At 59.4% G+C, this 16,387-nt stretch carries 18 protein-coding genes; 6 read left to right on the forward strand and 12 right to left on the reverse strand.

What is annotated here, in order from left to right; all coding sequences use genetic code 11:
• Positions 1–45 precede the first annotated feature (45 nt).
• Complete coding sequence (locus ACR0D6_RS11240) at positions 46–210, forward strand: DUF465 domain-containing protein (RefSeq protein WP_170654624.1); 165 nt, start codon at positions 46–48, stop codon at positions 208–210.
• On the opposite strand, the gene yddG is transcribed toward ACR0D6_RS11240, so the two are convergent.
• From yddG to ACR0D6_RS11295, 11 genes are all read right to left on the reverse strand, one after another.
• Positions 207–1,073 carry an aromatic amino acid exporter YddG gene (yddG, locus tag ACR0D6_RS11245; protein WP_480765561.1) on the reverse strand — a complete coding sequence of 289 codons (867 nt, stop codon included), beginning with the start codon at positions 1,071–1,073 and terminating at the stop codon, positions 207–209. The two genes, ACR0D6_RS11240 and yddG, sit on opposite strands and share 4 nt — an antisense overlap.
• Positions 1,070–2,017, reverse strand: coding sequence for a transcriptional regulator GcvA (locus ACR0D6_RS11250; RefSeq protein ID WP_480729390.1), 948 nt, complete (start codon positions 2,015–2,017; stop codon positions 1,070–1,072). Before ACR0D6_RS11250 ends, yddG begins: the two co-directional genes overlap by 4 nt.
• A gap of 304 nt (positions 2,018–2,321) precedes the next feature.
• Complete coding sequence (phbB, locus tag ACR0D6_RS11255; RefSeq protein WP_170654631.1) at positions 2,322–3,044, reverse strand: acetoacetyl-CoA reductase; 723 nt, start codon at positions 3,042–3,044, stop codon at positions 2,322–2,324.
• Positions 3,045–3,230: 186 nt separating this feature from the next.
• Positions 3,231–4,406 (reverse strand): acetyl-CoA C-acetyltransferase, encoded by a 1,176-nt coding sequence (locus ACR0D6_RS11260; RefSeq protein WP_480451537.1) that lies wholly within the window; start codon positions 4,404–4,406, stop codon positions 3,231–3,233.
• Positions 4,407–4,601: 195 nt separating this feature from the next.
• On the reverse strand, positions 4,602–5,438 hold the full coding sequence (locus tag ACR0D6_RS11265) for an EAL domain-containing protein (protein WP_480765562.1): 837 nt from the start codon (positions 5,436–5,438) through the stop codon (positions 4,602–4,604).
• 109 nt (positions 5,439–5,547) lie between these two features.
• A complete protein-coding gene (locus ACR0D6_RS11270; RefSeq protein WP_170654637.1) occupies positions 5,548–5,739 on the reverse strand; it encodes a hypothetical protein in 192 nt (63 codons plus the stop codon).
• Positions 5,740–5,834: 95 nt separating this feature from the next.
• Positions 5,835–6,806 (reverse strand): sterol desaturase family protein, encoded by a 972-nt coding sequence (locus tag ACR0D6_RS11275; RefSeq protein WP_480765563.1) that lies wholly within the window; start codon positions 6,804–6,806, stop codon positions 5,835–5,837.
• Complete coding sequence (locus ACR0D6_RS11280; protein WP_480451534.1) at positions 6,803–7,189, reverse strand: hypothetical protein; 387 nt, start codon at positions 7,187–7,189, stop codon at positions 6,803–6,805. Before ACR0D6_RS11280 ends, ACR0D6_RS11275 begins: the two co-directional genes overlap by 4 nt.
• 59 nt (positions 7,190–7,248) lie before the next feature.
• Positions 7,249–7,578: a hypothetical protein gene (locus ACR0D6_RS11285; RefSeq protein ID WP_170654642.1), complete on the reverse strand. Its 330-nt coding sequence runs from the start codon at positions 7,576–7,578 to the stop codon at positions 7,249–7,251.
• A gap of 90 nt (positions 7,579–7,668) precedes the next feature.
• Complete coding sequence (locus ACR0D6_RS11290; RefSeq protein WP_480765564.1) at positions 7,669–8,031, reverse strand: hypothetical protein; 363 nt, start codon at positions 8,029–8,031, stop codon at positions 7,669–7,671.
• A gap of 64 nt (positions 8,032–8,095) precedes the next feature.
• Entirely contained in the window at positions 8,096–8,662 is a 567-nt protein-coding gene (locus ACR0D6_RS11295) for a TlpA disulfide reductase family protein (RefSeq protein WP_170654646.1), read from the reverse strand.
• 21 nt (positions 8,663–8,683) lie between these two features.
• Here ACR0D6_RS11295 and argH point away from each other — a divergent pair, with 21 nt between their 5' ends.
• The 5 genes from argH (at position 8,684) to ACR0D6_RS11320 (ending at position 15,460) form a co-directional block, all read left to right on the forward strand.
• Positions 8,684–10,075 (forward strand): argininosuccinate lyase, encoded by a 1,392-nt coding sequence (gene argH, locus ACR0D6_RS11300; protein WP_480765565.1) that lies wholly within the window; start codon positions 8,684–8,686, stop codon positions 10,073–10,075.
• Positions 10,072–10,254, forward strand: coding sequence for a hypothetical protein (locus tag ACR0D6_RS11305; RefSeq protein ID WP_170654650.1), 183 nt, complete (start codon positions 10,072–10,074; stop codon positions 10,252–10,254). The genes argH and ACR0D6_RS11305 overlap by 4 nt, the downstream gene beginning before the upstream one ends.
• Before the next feature lie 138 nt (positions 10,255–10,392).
• Positions 10,393–11,577, forward strand: a complete 1,185-nt coding sequence (locus ACR0D6_RS11310; protein WP_480451527.1) for a sugar-transfer associated ATP-grasp domain-containing protein — start codon at positions 10,393–10,395, stop codon at positions 11,575–11,577.
• Positions 11,578–11,630: 53 nt separating this feature from the next.
• Positions 11,631–12,896 (forward strand): diaminopimelate decarboxylase, encoded by a 1,266-nt coding sequence (gene lysA, locus ACR0D6_RS11315; RefSeq protein WP_480765566.1) that lies wholly within the window; start codon positions 11,631–11,633, stop codon positions 12,894–12,896.
• Positions 12,897–12,964: 68 nt separating this feature from the next.
• On the forward strand, positions 12,965–15,460 hold the full coding sequence (locus ACR0D6_RS11320) for a TIGR02302 family protein (RefSeq protein WP_480765674.1): 2,496 nt from the start codon (positions 12,965–12,967) through the stop codon (positions 15,458–15,460).
• An 18-nt stretch (positions 15,461–15,478) separates the two neighbouring features.
• Here the strand turns inward: ACR0D6_RS11320 and ACR0D6_RS11325 are convergent, their stop codons facing one another.
• Complete coding sequence (locus ACR0D6_RS11325; protein ID WP_480765567.1) at positions 15,479–16,222, reverse strand: zinc-ribbon domain-containing protein; 744 nt, start codon at positions 16,220–16,222, stop codon at positions 15,479–15,481.
• Positions 16,223–16,387 lie beyond the last annotated feature (165 nt).

Raw genomic sequence — 16,387 nt, forward strand, 5'->3', positions numbered from 1 at the left:
TGTGATCAACTTCATAGGTACCATTCACAAAAAAGGAGGATCGCCATGAGCGTGAGCGCACATCTGACCGAGCTGAAGAAAAAGCACGCAAATCTCAGCGTCGAAGTAGAAGAAGCCCAGCGCTCGCCAGGTATCGATGATCTCCACATTGCTCAATTGAAGAAGCAAAAGCTAAAACTGAAAGAAGAGATCGAACGCCTTTCCACTTAAGGTTTCAGGCTGGCCCGCGCGGCAATTGTCGCGCCGCCAGTGATGAGCAGGGCCGCGACCGCCAGCGTCCACGATGGCGCGGCGATCCCGGCCAGTACCAGCACAAGGGTTGACAGCAACGGTGCCGCATATGAGCTGGTGCCGAGCATCTGAATGTCGCCCTGCTTGACCCCGATATCCCAGACGTAAAACGCCAGCCCGACGGGCCCCAGGCCCAGGGCAATCGTCGATGCCCAGCCAAGTGTCGAGGCAGGCCAGACCGTTTCTTCCAACGCAAAATGCAATCCCCACGAGGCCATAGCCGTCAGCACGCAGAAAACCGCGACCGAACTGGTGGGTGTCTTGCCCAGCCGACGGGATAGTACCGAATAACCGGACCACGTCAGCGCACACATAAGGGCCAGCGCATATCCGGGAAGATGCGCTGCCTGAAACCCGGCGCTGCCGCCGCCAGTTATGATCAGGGCGGCCCCCGAAAATCCAAGACATGCGCCGAACAAATGTCCGATGCGCAGGGATTCTCCGGGCAGCAGGCCGGAAAACAGGACGATCAACAAGGGCCAGAGATAGGCGATCAACCCCGCCTCGGCCGCAGGTGCCATTCTCAGCGCCGAAAAATACAGCGCGTGATATCCGAACAGACCAATCGCGCCGATCAGATAGATTTTCCAGCTGACCTCTCGCAGCTGCGCCAGACCGGCTGTTTGCGAAGTCCAGATCAAGCCCAGTATGCCACCAATGGTAAAGCAGATCGCATTCAGCAGCAGGGGCGGCGTCGGGGCCGAACCGACGGTAAAAAGCGCCAGCAAGGACCACAAAAGTACCGCGATGAACCCGATGGCGGTGGCGCGTGATCTGGTCATCGGCGGTAGACATCCTCAATCGGTATGATTTCAAACTCGTCCGAGATATGGGCGGTTTTTTCAATCTCTGTCACGAACCATTCTTTGAAAGCGGCAATCTGTGGCCGCTTTTCCGCCCCCTGCAGGCACAGAAACCGAAACCGCGCCTGCGATTCGATGGCTGTCCTGAAAGGCGCAACCAGACGACCTTCGATCATGTCCTTGATGATCATCGCACGGCGGCCCAATGCAACCCCGACACCGGCGACGGCCGCATCGATGGCATGATCCGCGTTTGAAAAATGCGCGCCATGCGTGGGCTCAAAATCCTGACCGACGGCACGAAACCAGGCAGGCCAGTCACACGGCGGATTCAGAAAACTGATTGAATCGTCATGAATCAGGGGCGCATCCCGCAGACTCTCGGGGCTCGGAAAGCGTTCGGCCAGCTCTGGTGTCATGACAGGCGTCAGCCACTCTTTGCGTACCGGAACGGAATACAGCCCGTCATCCTGCCCATAACCAAATCGGATTGCGACATCCACGTCGTCCCGCTCCAGGTCCATCATGCGAAGGGTTGCCGAAAACCTCAGATCGATTTCGGGATGCGACCGCGCGAATTCGTACAGGCGCGGGGCCAGCCACTTTGCCGTCAACGCCGGGCCAGCCGTCACGGTAAGGGTCGTGTTGTCCTGCAACCTGCGCGTTGCTGCCCAAGCGGCCTGCAGGGCCGAAAACCCGTCAGCGGCACCGGGTGCTAGTGTCTTACCTGCCTCTGTCAGTTCTACCGCACGGTTGAGGCGGCGAAACAGGGGCTGGCCCAGATGCTCCTCAAGCGATTTGATCTGAAAGGACAACGCGGCGGGGGTGACGTTCAGCTCGTCGGCGGCCTTTGCAAATGACATATGACGCGCAGCGGCATCAAAGGCGCGAAGGGCGGTCAATGGGGGCAGGCGGTCACTCATTTCAGATAAGAATTGTTTAACTGATCCGGGGAAAACTCTCGTTTGTCATGATTGAAATCAAGCGTCATCCTTGAAGCAAGTCAAGTCCACCTGAATTGAAAGGAAGATTGCCATGATCGAGATGACGACAAATCCCGCAGCACGCTGTGCCTTTCAACGTGCACATGAAGAACGCGGCAAGGTGATCAAAAAGGTATTGAACTGGTTGTTTGGTTCCCGCTGAACGCAGCGCGCGCGTTCTTACGGGATAAAAGAAGGGCCGGCCCAAAGGGGTCGGCCCGTTCTGTTTTTCCGGTCGTCTGGATCAGACGAAGAATTGTGCACCGTTTGCGGAAATGGTCGATCCGTTGATGAACTGCGAATCATCGGACGCTAGAAAGGCGACGCAACGCGCGATTTCTTCCGGTTCACCCAGACGGCCCGCAGGAATCTGTCCAATAATCGCATCACGCACCTTTTCCGGCACGGCCATGACCATCTCGGTCGCGATATAGCCGGGGCAGATGGCGTTTGCAGTGATGCCCGCGCGGGCGCCTTCCTGCGCCAGCGACTTGACGATGCCAAGATCGCCCGCCTTGGTCGCGGCATAGTTCACCTGCGCGAACTGACCCTTCTGACCGTTGATCGAGCTAATAACGATCACGCGACCGAACTTGCGTTCACGCATGCCGGGCCAGACGGGGTGCACGGTGTTGAACACGCCGGTCAGGTTGGTGTCGATCACCTGATGCCACTGTTCCGGTGTCATCTTGTGGAACGGAGCGTCCTTGGTGATACCGGCATTTGCCACGACGATGTCGATCGGACCGACCTCTGCCTCGACTTTTTCGATGCCCGCTTTGGATTCGTCATAGTCGGCAACGTTCCACTTATAGGTGGCGATGCCGGTCTCTTCTGTGAACTTCGCCGCGGCTTCGTCATTCCCCGCATAGGTGGCTGCAACGTTGTATCCTTCGGCTTTGAGCGCCTTGGAAATTGCTGCGCCGATGCCGCGGGAGCCGCCGGTTACGAGTGCTGTACGTGCCATTCAGGATTCCTCCAATTATAATCGCCTTGGTAATGCTGTTACTCTGGAGCGCTAAGATGCGCAATATTGTTTCGCGGCAAAAATGCAAACTCTCGTTGTCAATTTTGTCGCATCACTGCCATAAGTTTGAATTGTAACAAAAAAGGGCGCCGTTCTGGCGCCCTTTTGATTTTGGGATCAGCGCAATCAGTCGCGCTCCACGCAAAGGGCAACACCCATGCCGCCACCGATGCAGAGGGTCGCGAGACCTTTCTTGGCGTCGCGGCGCTTCATTTCGAAAAGCAGCGTGTTCAGGACCCGGCAACCTGACGCACCGATCGGGTGGCCGATGGCGATGGCGCCGCCGTTCACGTTCACGATCGACGGATCCCATCCCATGTCCTTGTTCACGGCGCAGGCCTGTGCGGCAAAGGCTTCGTTGGCCTCGACCAGATCCAGATCGTCAACCGACCAGCCTGCTTTTTCCAGTGCCTTGCGCGAGGCATAGATCGGTCCAACGCCCATGATCGACGGGTCCAGACCGGCGGTTGCATAAGAAGCGATCCGAGCCAGAGGCTCAATCCCGCGCTTTTCTGCATTTTCAGCCGACATCAGCAGGGTTGCGGCAGCGCCGTCGTTCAGACCGGATGCGTTGGCCGCAGTGACCGAACCGTCCTTGGTGAAGGCCGGGCGCAGCTTTGCCATGGCTTCCATGGTGGCGCCGTGACGGATGTATTCGTCCTTGTCCATCACGATGTCGCCCTTGCGGGTCTTGATGGTGAAAGGCGTGATTTCGTCGGCGAACTTGCCGGCCTTTTGCGCGGCTTCGGCCTTGTTCTGGCTGGCGACTGCAAACTCGTCCTGCATGTCGCGGCTGATCTGCCATTTCTCGGCAACGTTCTCGGCGGTCTGACCCATGTGATAGCCGTTGAAGGCGTCCCACAGACCGTCGCGGATCATCGTGTCGATGTATTTCATGTCACCCATCTTGTGACCGGCGCGCAGGGCGGCGGCGTGGGGCGATAGGGTCATGTTCTCTTGCCCGCCAGCGGCCACGATATCGGCGTCGCCCAGCTGGATGTGCTGGGCACCCAGTGCCACAGCTCGCAGGCCCGAGCCGCACACCTGGTTGATACCCCATGCGGCGCTTTCCTGCGGCAGGCCGGCATTGATATGCGCCTGACGCGCGGGGTTCTGTCCCTGAGCGGCGGTCAAGACCTGGCCCATGATGGTTTCGCTCACTTCGCCCTTATCGATTCCGGCGCGCTCGACGACCGCTTCCAGAACGGCGGTACCCAGATCATGTGCAGGGGTGTTCGCAAACGAGCCGCCAAAGCTGCCGACACCGGTGCGTGCGGCGGATGCGATTACTACGTTGGTCATATGGTCAATCCTTTACCGTCATGGTCCTTTGGGAAATCTGACGGCGCAGGTTTCGGGAAAACGATCCCCGGGTCACAAGCGCCTCACTATCCCCCGCTCCGACTGTACCTGCCATAACGTAATGCTGCAGTCGCAGCAACGGACAGCTTGTCTCATCAATGTGATCAGCAGGTTCTTGCGGACGCACGGCAGAGGCTAAGCGCTTGCGCGGCCGTCACTATTTTTCTTCCAGGGCGGTGTGACCGATGGTGCGCCAAACAGAAAGCCCTGCAGGCAGTCAACGCCGCTTGCCAGCAGAAAATCCGCATCCGAGGCGCTTTCAACCGATTCGGCGGTGACCAGGATGTCAAATTCGCGCGCGACCGAGACCAGCGCCCGTACCAGCGCCTGATTATCCGCATTCCCGCTGACGCCGCGCACGAACTGGCCGTCGATCTTGGCGGCATCGAACAGGAAGTCGCGAAAGTGGCGAAAGCTAAAGCTGCTGGTGCCATAATCGTCCAGTGCAAAGGCAATTCCCCGTGCCTGAAGACGGTCCATGAAATCGATCACCAGCTCGGGCACAAGCATGGCTGACCTTTCCGAGATTTCCAGAATCAGTCGCTCTCCCAACTGGGCATTTCGGTTCAGAAACCTATTCAGAATCCGCGACCAGCGTGCATAGCCGATGGATCGTGCCGACATGTTGATAGACAGCCGGATTTGCGGATTTCTGGACAGCGCACGCAATCCCAGCTCAAGCGCGACGCAGTCGAGCTCTCGTCCGATTGGAGTGTCCTCGACCTGCGGCATGAATTCACGGGCGGGAATGACCCGGCCGGTTTCGTCCAGTACCCGGATAAACCCTTCGTAAAACGCAAGCGCATGTGGTGGATTGGCCTGAACGACCGGCTGAAAGGCAAGCCTGCACTGTTTGTGCTTCACAGCCTCAGTCGCCATGCCCACAACGGAACGGTCCCGCGCGCTGACCGCCGCGTTCAGGGGGGTGTCCGCGCCTTCGGGCACATCCGCCGGATTGCTTCGCTTACTCACGGTGATTCCTTGTGCGTTGCCGGAATAGGTCCGGCAGCAGTTTCACGGAAAATCCGTAAATCCGCAGTTAATTCGCAAAGGATTTATGTATTGCCCAGGTCAGACGGACTCAGCGGGACATCTGCCATGCGCGGCTTAGTGTTACAGCGGCACCAATAACTGCCCCAAGCGTTCCCACTGCCATCATGGCAAACCCGGTGGCAATTCCCACAGGCGGGACACCTTCGTTCAGGGCGGCCGCCATCGCAACAACAAGACCCATCAGGCCTATTGCGGTGTATATCGCGGTTGTACGGCTCATTGCTGCCTCCGGGGGTTCACATTCGAAACACCCGTGTCATATGGAGTTGCCGCGCCGTTTTTCAAGCGGTTGCCAAAACAACCGGCGGTATTCCGTCAGGCCCGTTCCGCTGCCGGGGTCGGGGGCGGTGTCCCGACCTGTTCGAAACCGGGGGTTCCGCGATCTTCGGGATGGCGCGCCAGATGACGGGCCTTGATCTGCTCTGAGGTGTCGCGGCTGCCGTCGTGACTGTATCCCGGCGGTGCAAAGGCATAGGCCAGCCGCTGTCGCAGGCTCAGGCCGGTCTGGATCACATCGCGAAAGATGCCGACCCATTCGTGAAACGCCACGCGCAGCGGGTTGAAGGTGCCGATATTGTGCACTAGACCATAGTCAACCCGTTCGCCTTCCTGTTCCGGCACAAAGGTACCGAACATCTTGTCCCAGATGATGAAAACACCCGCATAGTTGCAATCCAGATAGCGCGCGTTGCGGCCGTGATGCACGCGGTGATGGCTGGGCGTGTTCATCACGGCCTCGAACCAGCGGGGCATTTTGCCGATAGCTTCGGTATGTATCCAGAACTGATAGATCAGGTTCAGCCCGCCCACGAACAGTACCATCGCGGGGTGGAACCCCAGCAGGATCAGCGGTGCGCGCACCACCATCATGAAGGTGAACGTATAGGTCCATGTTTGCCGCAAGGCGGTGGTCAGGTTGTAATGCTGTGAACTGTGGTGGTTCACGTGGCTGGCCCAGACCCAGCGGATGCGATGCCCGAACCGGTGCACCCAGTAATAGCGCAGATCATCCAGAACAAAGCACAGGATAATGACGGGGATAGAAGTGCCGAGGTTCAGCGGCGTCAGCTCCCACAACCACATGAAAAACGCCCAGGCGATGAAGCCGAGCAACAGACCCGAGGCGATGTTGCCCGCCCCCATGATCAGAGAGGTCACGGCGTCGCGCGTCTCATACCGGCCGCCCCGCCGTTTGACGGAGATCCAAAGAAATTCGGCCAGAATGGCGGCAATGAAAAACGGTACGGCCCACTGTACCGCATCCGGGAAAGTCACCTGATCGGTCATGCAGGCTCCATCAGATGCCGCCAATGGCGGCGTTCGGTTTCGTCAAGGCGGACAACAACACTGGGTGCACCGAAATCGTGAAAGTGAACGGCCAGACCCTGCGGATGTTCCAGCCAGTCGAAATCCATCAGATGGCGCCCGACGGTATCCGCGCCAAAGGACCACAGCAAACCTGCCCCGGTTTCGGTACGGATCAGGGCCGAATGGCAGTCATGCGCGACGGTGACATCAATCACCATGTCTTCCGGGAAATGGCGGCGCCACTCGGCTCGCGCGTTGTCGGGCGTCAGCACGCGCCGCTGCGATCTGCCGGTCAGATGCAGTAACAGCGCGATCCCGGCAAGGCCTCCGATCACCAGAACCAACAGGATTTCAAGTGGCATTCAGTCCTCCTGCCGATACCGTGCAAAGGACGCCGGAGACTGTCAAAGGTGGCGTGGCGTCAGCCAGTCTGCATCTGCTCAAGCACTTCATGCCGGACGACGCGTTCAACAAAGGGAACCAGCCCGTCAGGGCCGGATTGCCGGTCCTTCAGGTGAATGCAGATATCGGGCCTTCGGGACGCGATGATGCCGACAAGCTCACCTCGCACCCTGTCATCCAGCCCGGCGCCGATAATGGCACAGGCGATACGCCGTTCTGTTTCCAACTGGCGCTTCACCTCTTCCTGATCGTGGGCGCCTAGCCACTCAATGGGCAGATGCTCCAGTTTTTGCGCGACGTCGCCGATTACATTCGGCAGTCGTCCGATCAACAGAACCACGGGTTTCATAGCCGCCTCCTTTCCCACGGCTGCAAGTCAGAACCGGCCCGTTATGGGCCGTGTTCAGTGTAGCACAAAAACGAAGCGGATGGCGTGGCGCTAGTTGGATATCGTAAAGGTACCGGACTCACCCTTGCCCTTGTCGCGGGTGAAAGTGACCTGATTGCCGTCTATGGAAACTTTCTGACAATCCTCGGGGAGTTGTTTGTCACCGACAATAACGTTTCGGCACCAGTACCGTCTGTTCCAGGCCCAGGCCCCGACGACTTTGGCTTTGTTTCTGCCAACACCCGATATTTTTCCATCCGGTGAGATGACGAACCAAGTCTCTCCGCTGACCAGCTTTTTACCGGCCACAGCCTCCAGGAATTGCTGCTTTTTGCGGATTTCCTTGGCCTCAGCGGTTTCTGCGAGGAAAAACGAAACGCTGGCCACTGCGGCCAATAGGGCAACAATCTTCATAACAATCCTCCCAATCACAAAGATCGGGAGAATAGCACATTTCGGATAATTTTTCGCCCTGGCCTCAGCTCTCGCCGCCAACAAGCGTTGAAATGATCGACTTGGCGCTGTCCGAATTCCACTCGGCATCGCCGATCAGGCGGGCAATCTCGTTGCCCTCGGGGTCGATGATCACGGTGATCGGCAGGCCGACCACACCCATTTTTCGCGCAACAGCCTGTTTCGGGTCCTGATGGCGGGGCAGGTTGGTGATGCCGTTTTCGTCAAAGAACTTCTTGATACCCGCGGGCGAGTTGCGCCCGGTGGCCAGCGTCAGCACCTCGAACTTGTCGCCCCCGAACTCGTCCTGCAATTCGGCGATCTGAGGCATTTCCTTGCGGCAGGGGGCGCACCACGTGGCCCAGAAATTCAGCAAGACGTATTTGCCGCGATAATCCGCCAGCGACCCGGTGCCGGTGTCATCCTCAAGCTGAAATTCGACCACTTCGACGGGCTTTGGCTCTGAATGCAGGATCAACCGCTTCAGAGTGCCGTCACGCAGAGGCGCCAATGTTTCGGCATCTGTCGCCAGCGCGGTGTTTGCACCCAGCGCAAGGGCCATATAAAGGGGGATCAGACGAATTAGGCGCATATCAACTCCGGGTTCTCCAACATGACCGATCAATCCTCGAACCAGATGTGGGGCGGCCGCTTTGCCGCCGGTCCAGACGCGATCATGGAGGCGATTAATGCCTCGATCGGGTTCGATCAGCGGATGGCAGCCCAGGACATCGCAGGCTCGCGCGCCCATGCCGCCATGCTCGCGGCCACAGGCGTTATTACTGATAGTGACGCCGAAGCAATTCGGGAAGGGCTGCTCACCGTATTGTCAGAAATCCAGAGCGGAGAATTTCAGTTCTCGACCGCGCTGGAAGACATCCACATGAACGTCGAGGCGCGACTGAAGGAAGTGATCGGAGAGCCCGCAGGCCGTTTGCACACAGGCCGCAGCCGCAATGATCAGGTTGCGACGGATTTCAAACTCTGGGTCCGCGATCAGCTGGACGCGGCCGAGACCGGCCTGCTGGCCCTGATCCGCGCGCTTTTGGCGCAGGCCGAGGCCGGGGCTGATTGGGTCATGCCCGGGTTCACCCACCTGCAAACCGCGCAGCCCGTGACATGGGGCCACCACATGATGGCCTATGTCGAGATGTTTGGTCGTGACCTCAGCCGTGTCCGCGATGCCCGCGCCCGGATGAACGAATCCCCCCTTGGCGCAGCCGCGCTGGCCGGCACCTCATTCCCCATCGACCGCCACATGACGGCCGAGGCCTTGGGTTTTGACCGCCCCGCCGCCAACTCGCTGGATGCGGTCAGCGACCGCGACTTCGCGTTGGAATTCCTGTCGACCGCTTCGATCTGTGCCATGCACCTGTCACGCTTCGCCGAGGAACTGGTGATCTGGTCTTCGGCCCAGTTCCGTTTTGTATCACTGTCGGATCGCTTCTCGACCGGCTCGTCAATCATGCCGCAAAAGAAAAACCCCGATGCTGCAGAACTGATCCGGGCCAAGGTCGGGCGGATTTACGGGGCCAATACCGGTCTGATGATGGTTATGAAGGGTCTGCCCCTGACCTATTCCAAGGACATGCAGGAAGACAAGGAACAGGTCTTTGATGCTGCAGACAACTGGATGCTGGCGCTGGCTGCGATGGAAGGCATGGTCAAGGACATGACCGCCAACCGCGAAAGCCTTGCCGCTGCTGCCGGTTCGGGCTTCTCGACCGCGACCGATCTGGCTGACTGGCTTGTGCGCGTTTTGGGCCTGCCGTTCCGAGATGCGCATCACGTCACCGGATCGCTGGTGGCAATGGCCGAGGCCAAGGGCTGCGACCTGCCTGACCTGACGCTTGAGGATATGCAATCGGTTCATGCGGACATCACGGATAATGTCTATTCTGTCCTTACTGTCGAAAATTCTGTAAACTCACGCCAGTCCTATGGTGGCACGGCCCCGACTCAGGTCCGTGCCCAGATCGACAGATGGAGGGCAATGCTGCCATGACCCTTTTGCGTGTGATCGTACTGACAGCCGCCGGGTTCGCTCTGGCGGGTTGCGGAGCCGATGGTGAGCCCATTCAACCGACGCTGAATGCAAATGTCGGTGTCTCGGGAAGCGGGACTTATGTCGGTGGCGGGGTCGGCTTTTTTAAAGGCCCCGTGGGACTGTATCTGGGTTTCTGATCACCTGATCGAAAGTCGCGGCAACTTTGCCTTCACCGGGTGAAGGCAAATTGCGTGTCTTGGAAGCAATCTTGCCAAATTTCTGTCATTTTGTCCGCGTATCCCGATTAGGACGATTGCGCAGAATTAGGAATAATGATGTCCACTGACGGCCAGAATGCAGCAACTCTTTTACAGGTTCCCCCAGATCCGGTTCCCCCTGCCTCATCTTTGATCGTGTCGGTCGCGCGCGACTCGGGCATCAGCCCGTTTCGCCAGTTCGCTGAGATGAGCAAGCTGCATTTTGGTCCGGGCAAGTTAAACTCGGATGAATACTATTCTTTCCGGCTGTACGATCCGTCTAAATCGATTGACGAAAAGAAAGAGTATGTCGGCACAAATGCCAGCCGTGCCCTGAATCTGCGGATGTCGGAAAAAACGCGGGCCGGGATGGAGCATATCGTCGATCACAAGCTGATATACGGAACGTTCATCAACGCGATGGGATTGCGATCGACGCATACGCAGGCCTATGCGTCATCGATCCGGTCACTGGGCAACCTTCCGGTCCTGTCGTCTCCGGAAACCCTTGAGGCCTATCTCAGGGAACAGGCAAAATTCCCGCTCTTCGGAAAGCCGCAATTTTCTTCGATGAGTGTTGGATCGATCCTGATCACCGGTCTGGAAGGCGATACGCTGATCCTTGGAAACGGCAAGGCAATCCCGATTTCGGCCTTCTGCGCCGAGGTGTTTCTGAAGTTCTCGGACGGATACCTGTTGCAGGATGCCCTTCTGCCTCATCCGGATCTGGCTTCGGTTGTGGGCAATGTCACCGGAACGGTCCGGATGGTAACCATCAGACGCTCGACCCAGCCCGAGTTGCTGTACTCGCTGTGGAAAGTACCGTCACCAGCCGCGATGTCCGACAATTTCTGGCAAAGCGGCAGCATGATCGCGCGTGTGGACAGGGACACTGGCCAGGTCGGCACCTGCTGGGCCGGAAAATCGACCGAGGCGCACGAGATCGAAGAGCACCCGGTATCGCAGGTGAAATTTGCCGATATCACGATGCCCGATTGGGAAGACGCCAAAAAGACCGTGCTGGACGCGCATGCCATGTTCCCAGAATTTGGGGTGCTGGGGTGGGATGTTGCGCTGACCGACAATGGCCCGACCATTGTGGAAGGCAATACAAGCCCGCTGCACACGCTGTACCAGCTTGCCTATCAGCGTGGCGTGATGAACCCGGAATTCAAACCTGTATTCGATCAGGTGGAGGCCTATTCCGAGCAATTGCAACGCCCGGTCGAAAAAAAGCGCAAACGGAACGGATCAAGGCGGTGAATCCCGGTCGGGGCTATTGATCCGCATCGTTCTTTCGGATTAAGCGCGCAGGTATGGATCACTTTCTCTACCGCGACGGCGCGCTTTTCGCCGAAGACGTACCGATCACCGAAATAGCCGCCGCGGTGGGAACGCCGTTCTACGTCTATTCGACGGCAACCCTGTTGCGGCACTTCCAGTTGTTCGACGACGCGCTGGATGGCACCGACCACCTTGTCTGCTACGCGATGAAGGCCGCCAGCAATCAGGCGATCCTGAAAACGCTGGCGCAGGCCGGAGCGGGAATGGATGTGGTTTCGGGCGGCGAATACCTGCGGGCCAAAGCAGCGGGTGTTCCGGGGGACAGGATCGTCTTTTCTGGCGTGGGCAAGACCGCCGACGAAATCCGCACGGCCCTGACGGGGGGCATCCGCCAGTTCAACGTCGAATCCGAACCCGAGATGGAGGTGATCAACGCCACCGCGCTGGAACTGGGCGTTGTTGCACCGATCACCGTTCGCGTGAACCCGGATGTGGATGCCAAAACCCACGCCAAGATCGCGACCGGCAAGTCCGAGAACAAGTTCGGCATCCCGATCGCCCGCGCGTCCGAGGTTTATGCACGCGCGGCAAGCCTGCCGGGGCTGGAGGTGGTCGGAATCGATGTCCACATCGGTTCGCAGTTGACCGAGCTTGAGCCGTTTGAGCTGGCCTACCAGAAAGTTGCTGAACTGACCGAACGGCTGCGCGCCGAGGGCCACAATATTCGCCGTCTGGATCTTGGTGGCGGTTTGGGGATTCCGTACACCCGTTCGAACGACGCGCCGCCTCTGCCCGTTGAATATGGTGCGCTGATCAAGAAAACCCTTGGCCATCTGGGCTGCGAGATCGAGATCGAACCGGGACGCCTGATTGCAGGCAATGCGGGCCTGATGATCAGCAAGGTGATTTACGTGAAATCAGGCGAGGGAAGCGATTTCCTGATCCTCGATGGCGCCATGAACGACCTGATCCGCCCCGCCATGTACGAGGCGCATCACGATATTATCGCCGTGCGGGAACCCGCGCCGGGGCTGGAGCCGCAGCCCTATGACATCGTCGGCCCGGTCTGCGAGACCGGCGATACTTTTGCCAAGCAACGCAACATGCCGCCGCTGGCTGCCGGTGATCTGATCGCATTCCGCAGCGCTGGCGCCTATGGCGCGGTGATGGCCAGCGAATATAACACCCGCCCCCTGATCCCCGAAGTTCTGGTCAATGGGGATCAATTCGCGGTTATTCGCCCAAGGCCAAGCTTTGACGAAATCATAAACCGCGATACCATACCTTCGTGGCTTTGACGCGATAACCGCGCGGGCCGGACAGGAGGCCCGCTTTGAGCGCCAGACAAAAGTTGCCGATTCCCCGGATGTCGCTGCTGCTGACGCATGCGGGGATGCTGGCCGAGCGGGTTCTGCGCGCGTTCTGGCCGTTTTTCTCGATCTTCATGGCGATTCTGGCCGCTCTGATGCTGGGCCTGCACGATCTGGTGATGGCCGAGGTCGTCTGGGCCGTCTTTGCGGCGGCGCTGGTGGCCCTGCTGGTTTCGGCGGGTGTCGGAATCAGGCGCTTTCACTTCCCGACAAGGGCCGAGGCGCTGGTCCGGCTGGACGAATCGCTGCCCGGCCGCCCAATTCAAGCGTTGATCGACGATCAGGCGATCGGGTCGATGGATGCGGATTCGGTCGCCATGTGGCGCGCGCATCAGGCACGTATGGCTGCAAAAGCAACCACAGCCGAACCGGTCAAACCCGATCTGCGGCTCGCCGCGCGTGATCCTTACGCTTTGCGGTATGCGGCGCTGCTGGCACTGGTTGTCGCCTTTCTGTTTGGGTCATTCTGGCGTATCGGCACCGTCGCGGAAATCGCGCCGGGCACGGCGGTCGCAGCGCAAGGCCCGACATGGGAGGGTTGGGTTGAACCGCCGCTTCATACCGGACGGCCAGCGCTGTATCTGGCCGATCAGGAGGACGGTGCCCTGAGCGTTCCCGAAGGCAGCCGGATTACATTGCGTTTCTATGGTGAAGTCGGTGGTCATTCCCTGACTGAAACAACCTCGGTCACCGGAACCGAAGCAGCCACTGCGCCCGAGCAGGATTTTGTGGCAACGCGCCCCGGTGTGATGCGAATTGAAGGCCCGATGGGTCGTGAATGGGTGATCGGTATCGTGGCCGATGAAGCACCGCAGGTTGCAGTGACGGGCGCGGCCGCAACAGGTGCCGGTGGCCAGATGACGCTGCCCTTCATCGCCAGCGACGATTACGGGGTGGTTTCTGGCTCCGCCCGTATCGATCTTGATCTTTCGTCGGTGAATCGCCGCTATGGTCTGGCGACCGAGCCGGACATCCGGCAGGCCGTCACGATCGATCTGCCAATGCCCATCGCCGGGGACCGGGCCGAATTCAGCGAAGATCTGATCGAAGATTTTTCCCAGCACCCCTGGGCACATCTGCCAGTGAAGATCATTCTGTCGGTCGAGGACGCAGCCGGTCAGAAGTCGCAATCCGAGGTCCTTGCCACAAACCTGCCCGCGCGCCGGTTCTTTGATCCGCTGGCTGCGGCCGTTATCGAACAACGCCGCGATCTGCTTTGGGCGCGAGCCAACGCGCCGCGCATCGCCCAGATTTTGCGCGCTGTCTCGCACCGGCCCGAGGACCTGTTCCGCTCGGACACGGCCTATCTGCGCCTGCGCGTGACACTGCGCAGGCTCGAAACTTATACCGAATATGGGCTGACGTCCGAACAGCAGGCCGAAATAGCCCAGGCGCTGTGGGATCTGGCCATCCTGCTTGAAGACGGAACTCTGGCCGATGCGCTGGAACGGATGCGTCAGGCGCAGGAGCGTTTGTCCGAAGCGATGCAGAACGGCGCCAGCGATCAGGAAATCGCCAGGCTGATGCAGGAACTGCGCGATGCAACCGATGATTACCTGCGACAGCTTCAACGTCAGGCACAGGAAAACGGCGACGATCAGGGCCAGCCGGGCCAGAACGGTGAAAGCATGCAGATGTCGCAGAACGATCTGCAACGCATGATGGACCGGATTCAGGAGCTGATGGAACAAGGCCGTATGGCCGAGGCACAGCAGGCGCTGGAGGAATTCCAGCAGATGATGGAAAACATGCGCGTCACACAAGGTCAGGGCGGGCAATCCGAAGGTCAGCAGGCAATGGAAGGTCTGGCCGAAACCCTGCGCGAACAACAAGGCCTCAGCGATCAGGCGTTCCGTGACCTGCAGGAACAGTTCAATCCCGGCGCGCAGGCCGGTGAAAGCCGGGGCAACGAGGGCACCTCGGGTGGTCAGGGCCGGGGTCGAAGCCACGAAGGCCAGGGTGGCCAGGGCCAGGGCCAGGATGAGGCGGGACAGGGCCAGCAGGGACAAGGTAGTCTGGCTGATCGCCAGCAGGCCCTGCGCGAGGAACTCCGCCGTCAGGAGCAGGGCTTGCCACGTACCGGCACGTCCGAAGGTGAGGCCGCCCGAGAGGCGCTGGAACGTGCCGGGCGCGCGATGGAAAACGCCGAGGGCGCGCTGCGTGAAAACGACCTTGCGGAAGCCATTGACCGCCAGTCAGAAGCCATGGAGGCCCTGCGCGAAGGAATGCGGTCTCTGGGTGAAGATATGGCGCAGCAATCCCAGCCGGGTCAGGGCACGCAGGACGGTGACATTCAGGCCACCAATCGCGACCCATTGGGAAGAAATCCGGGCAGCGTGGGCGCCTTTGATACAGACGAAAACCTATTGGGACGCGAGGATGTCTATCGACGCGCTCGCGAGTTGCTGGAGGAAATCCGCCGCCGCTCGGGTGAATCGGATCGGCCCCGGATCGAACTGGAATACCTCAAACGCCTGCTGGAACGTTTCTGACCCGACCCTAGGGTCCGGTCATTCCTGAGGTGCGGAGCCCGCAGCCTGAGATTCCAGCCAGATGCGCGCCTGATCCACCAGTGACACATAAGGTTTCAGTATCGGTTCGGCCTGAGGAACCGCATCGCTGATCTGGCGCGCGTTCCCGTAGACCAGATACAGAACGATACCGATGGTCAGGATCAGCCCGAATCCACGTATGAAGCCGCTGGATTTGCGCGGGGGTTCGGTGGCTTCCGGCGTGTCGTCGGCAGTATCGCTGCGCAGCGTCGTGCTGATCGCCTCGACATCCGGCAGGACGTCCCGGCGCGATCCCTCAGACGCGGTTTCCGTTGCTGCAGGCCTTTTCGGCGCGACTTTGGCTTCGGGCTCGGTGTGCGTCTCCAGCCCCAAATCCGGCTGGCTTTCTAGATTTTCGGTTTCCTGCGCCCGCAATCCGGCCTCGCGCTCAGCTTCTTCGCGCAGGATGCTGGCAACCGATGGGTCCAGATTGCTGTCACTGTCAGTTTTTGGCGGCTTCGGCGCGTCGGCCTCGGGTGTCTCGGCCTCGGCTGTATCCTCGACCTTGACCTCGGTTGCGGCGACCTGCTCGGGCTCTTTGGCTTGGGATGGTGCCGGCTCAACATCCGTCGGTTTTGACGGTGTCTTTTCCTGAAACCACGTTTCCTCGCAATTGGAACACTGCACGTCCCGTCCGCCCTCGGGGATAACCTCGTCCGGTACCTCGTATTGTGCGCTGCATTTCGGACATGTAAGACGCATACTGCCTCCGGGCCTGCCTTATGATCTGATAGTAGTTTTTTCAGGAATGATATTCCGTTAATACCTGCGAGCAAAGGGCGTTTTCGGTTTCGTGAGGCAAGTGTCGCCAATTCGACCCGCTACCGGCATTGAAACTGTCCGGGGGCTGGGGCAAGAAGAACGCCA

Source organism: Ruegeria sp. BJ6 (assembly GCF_056537885.1).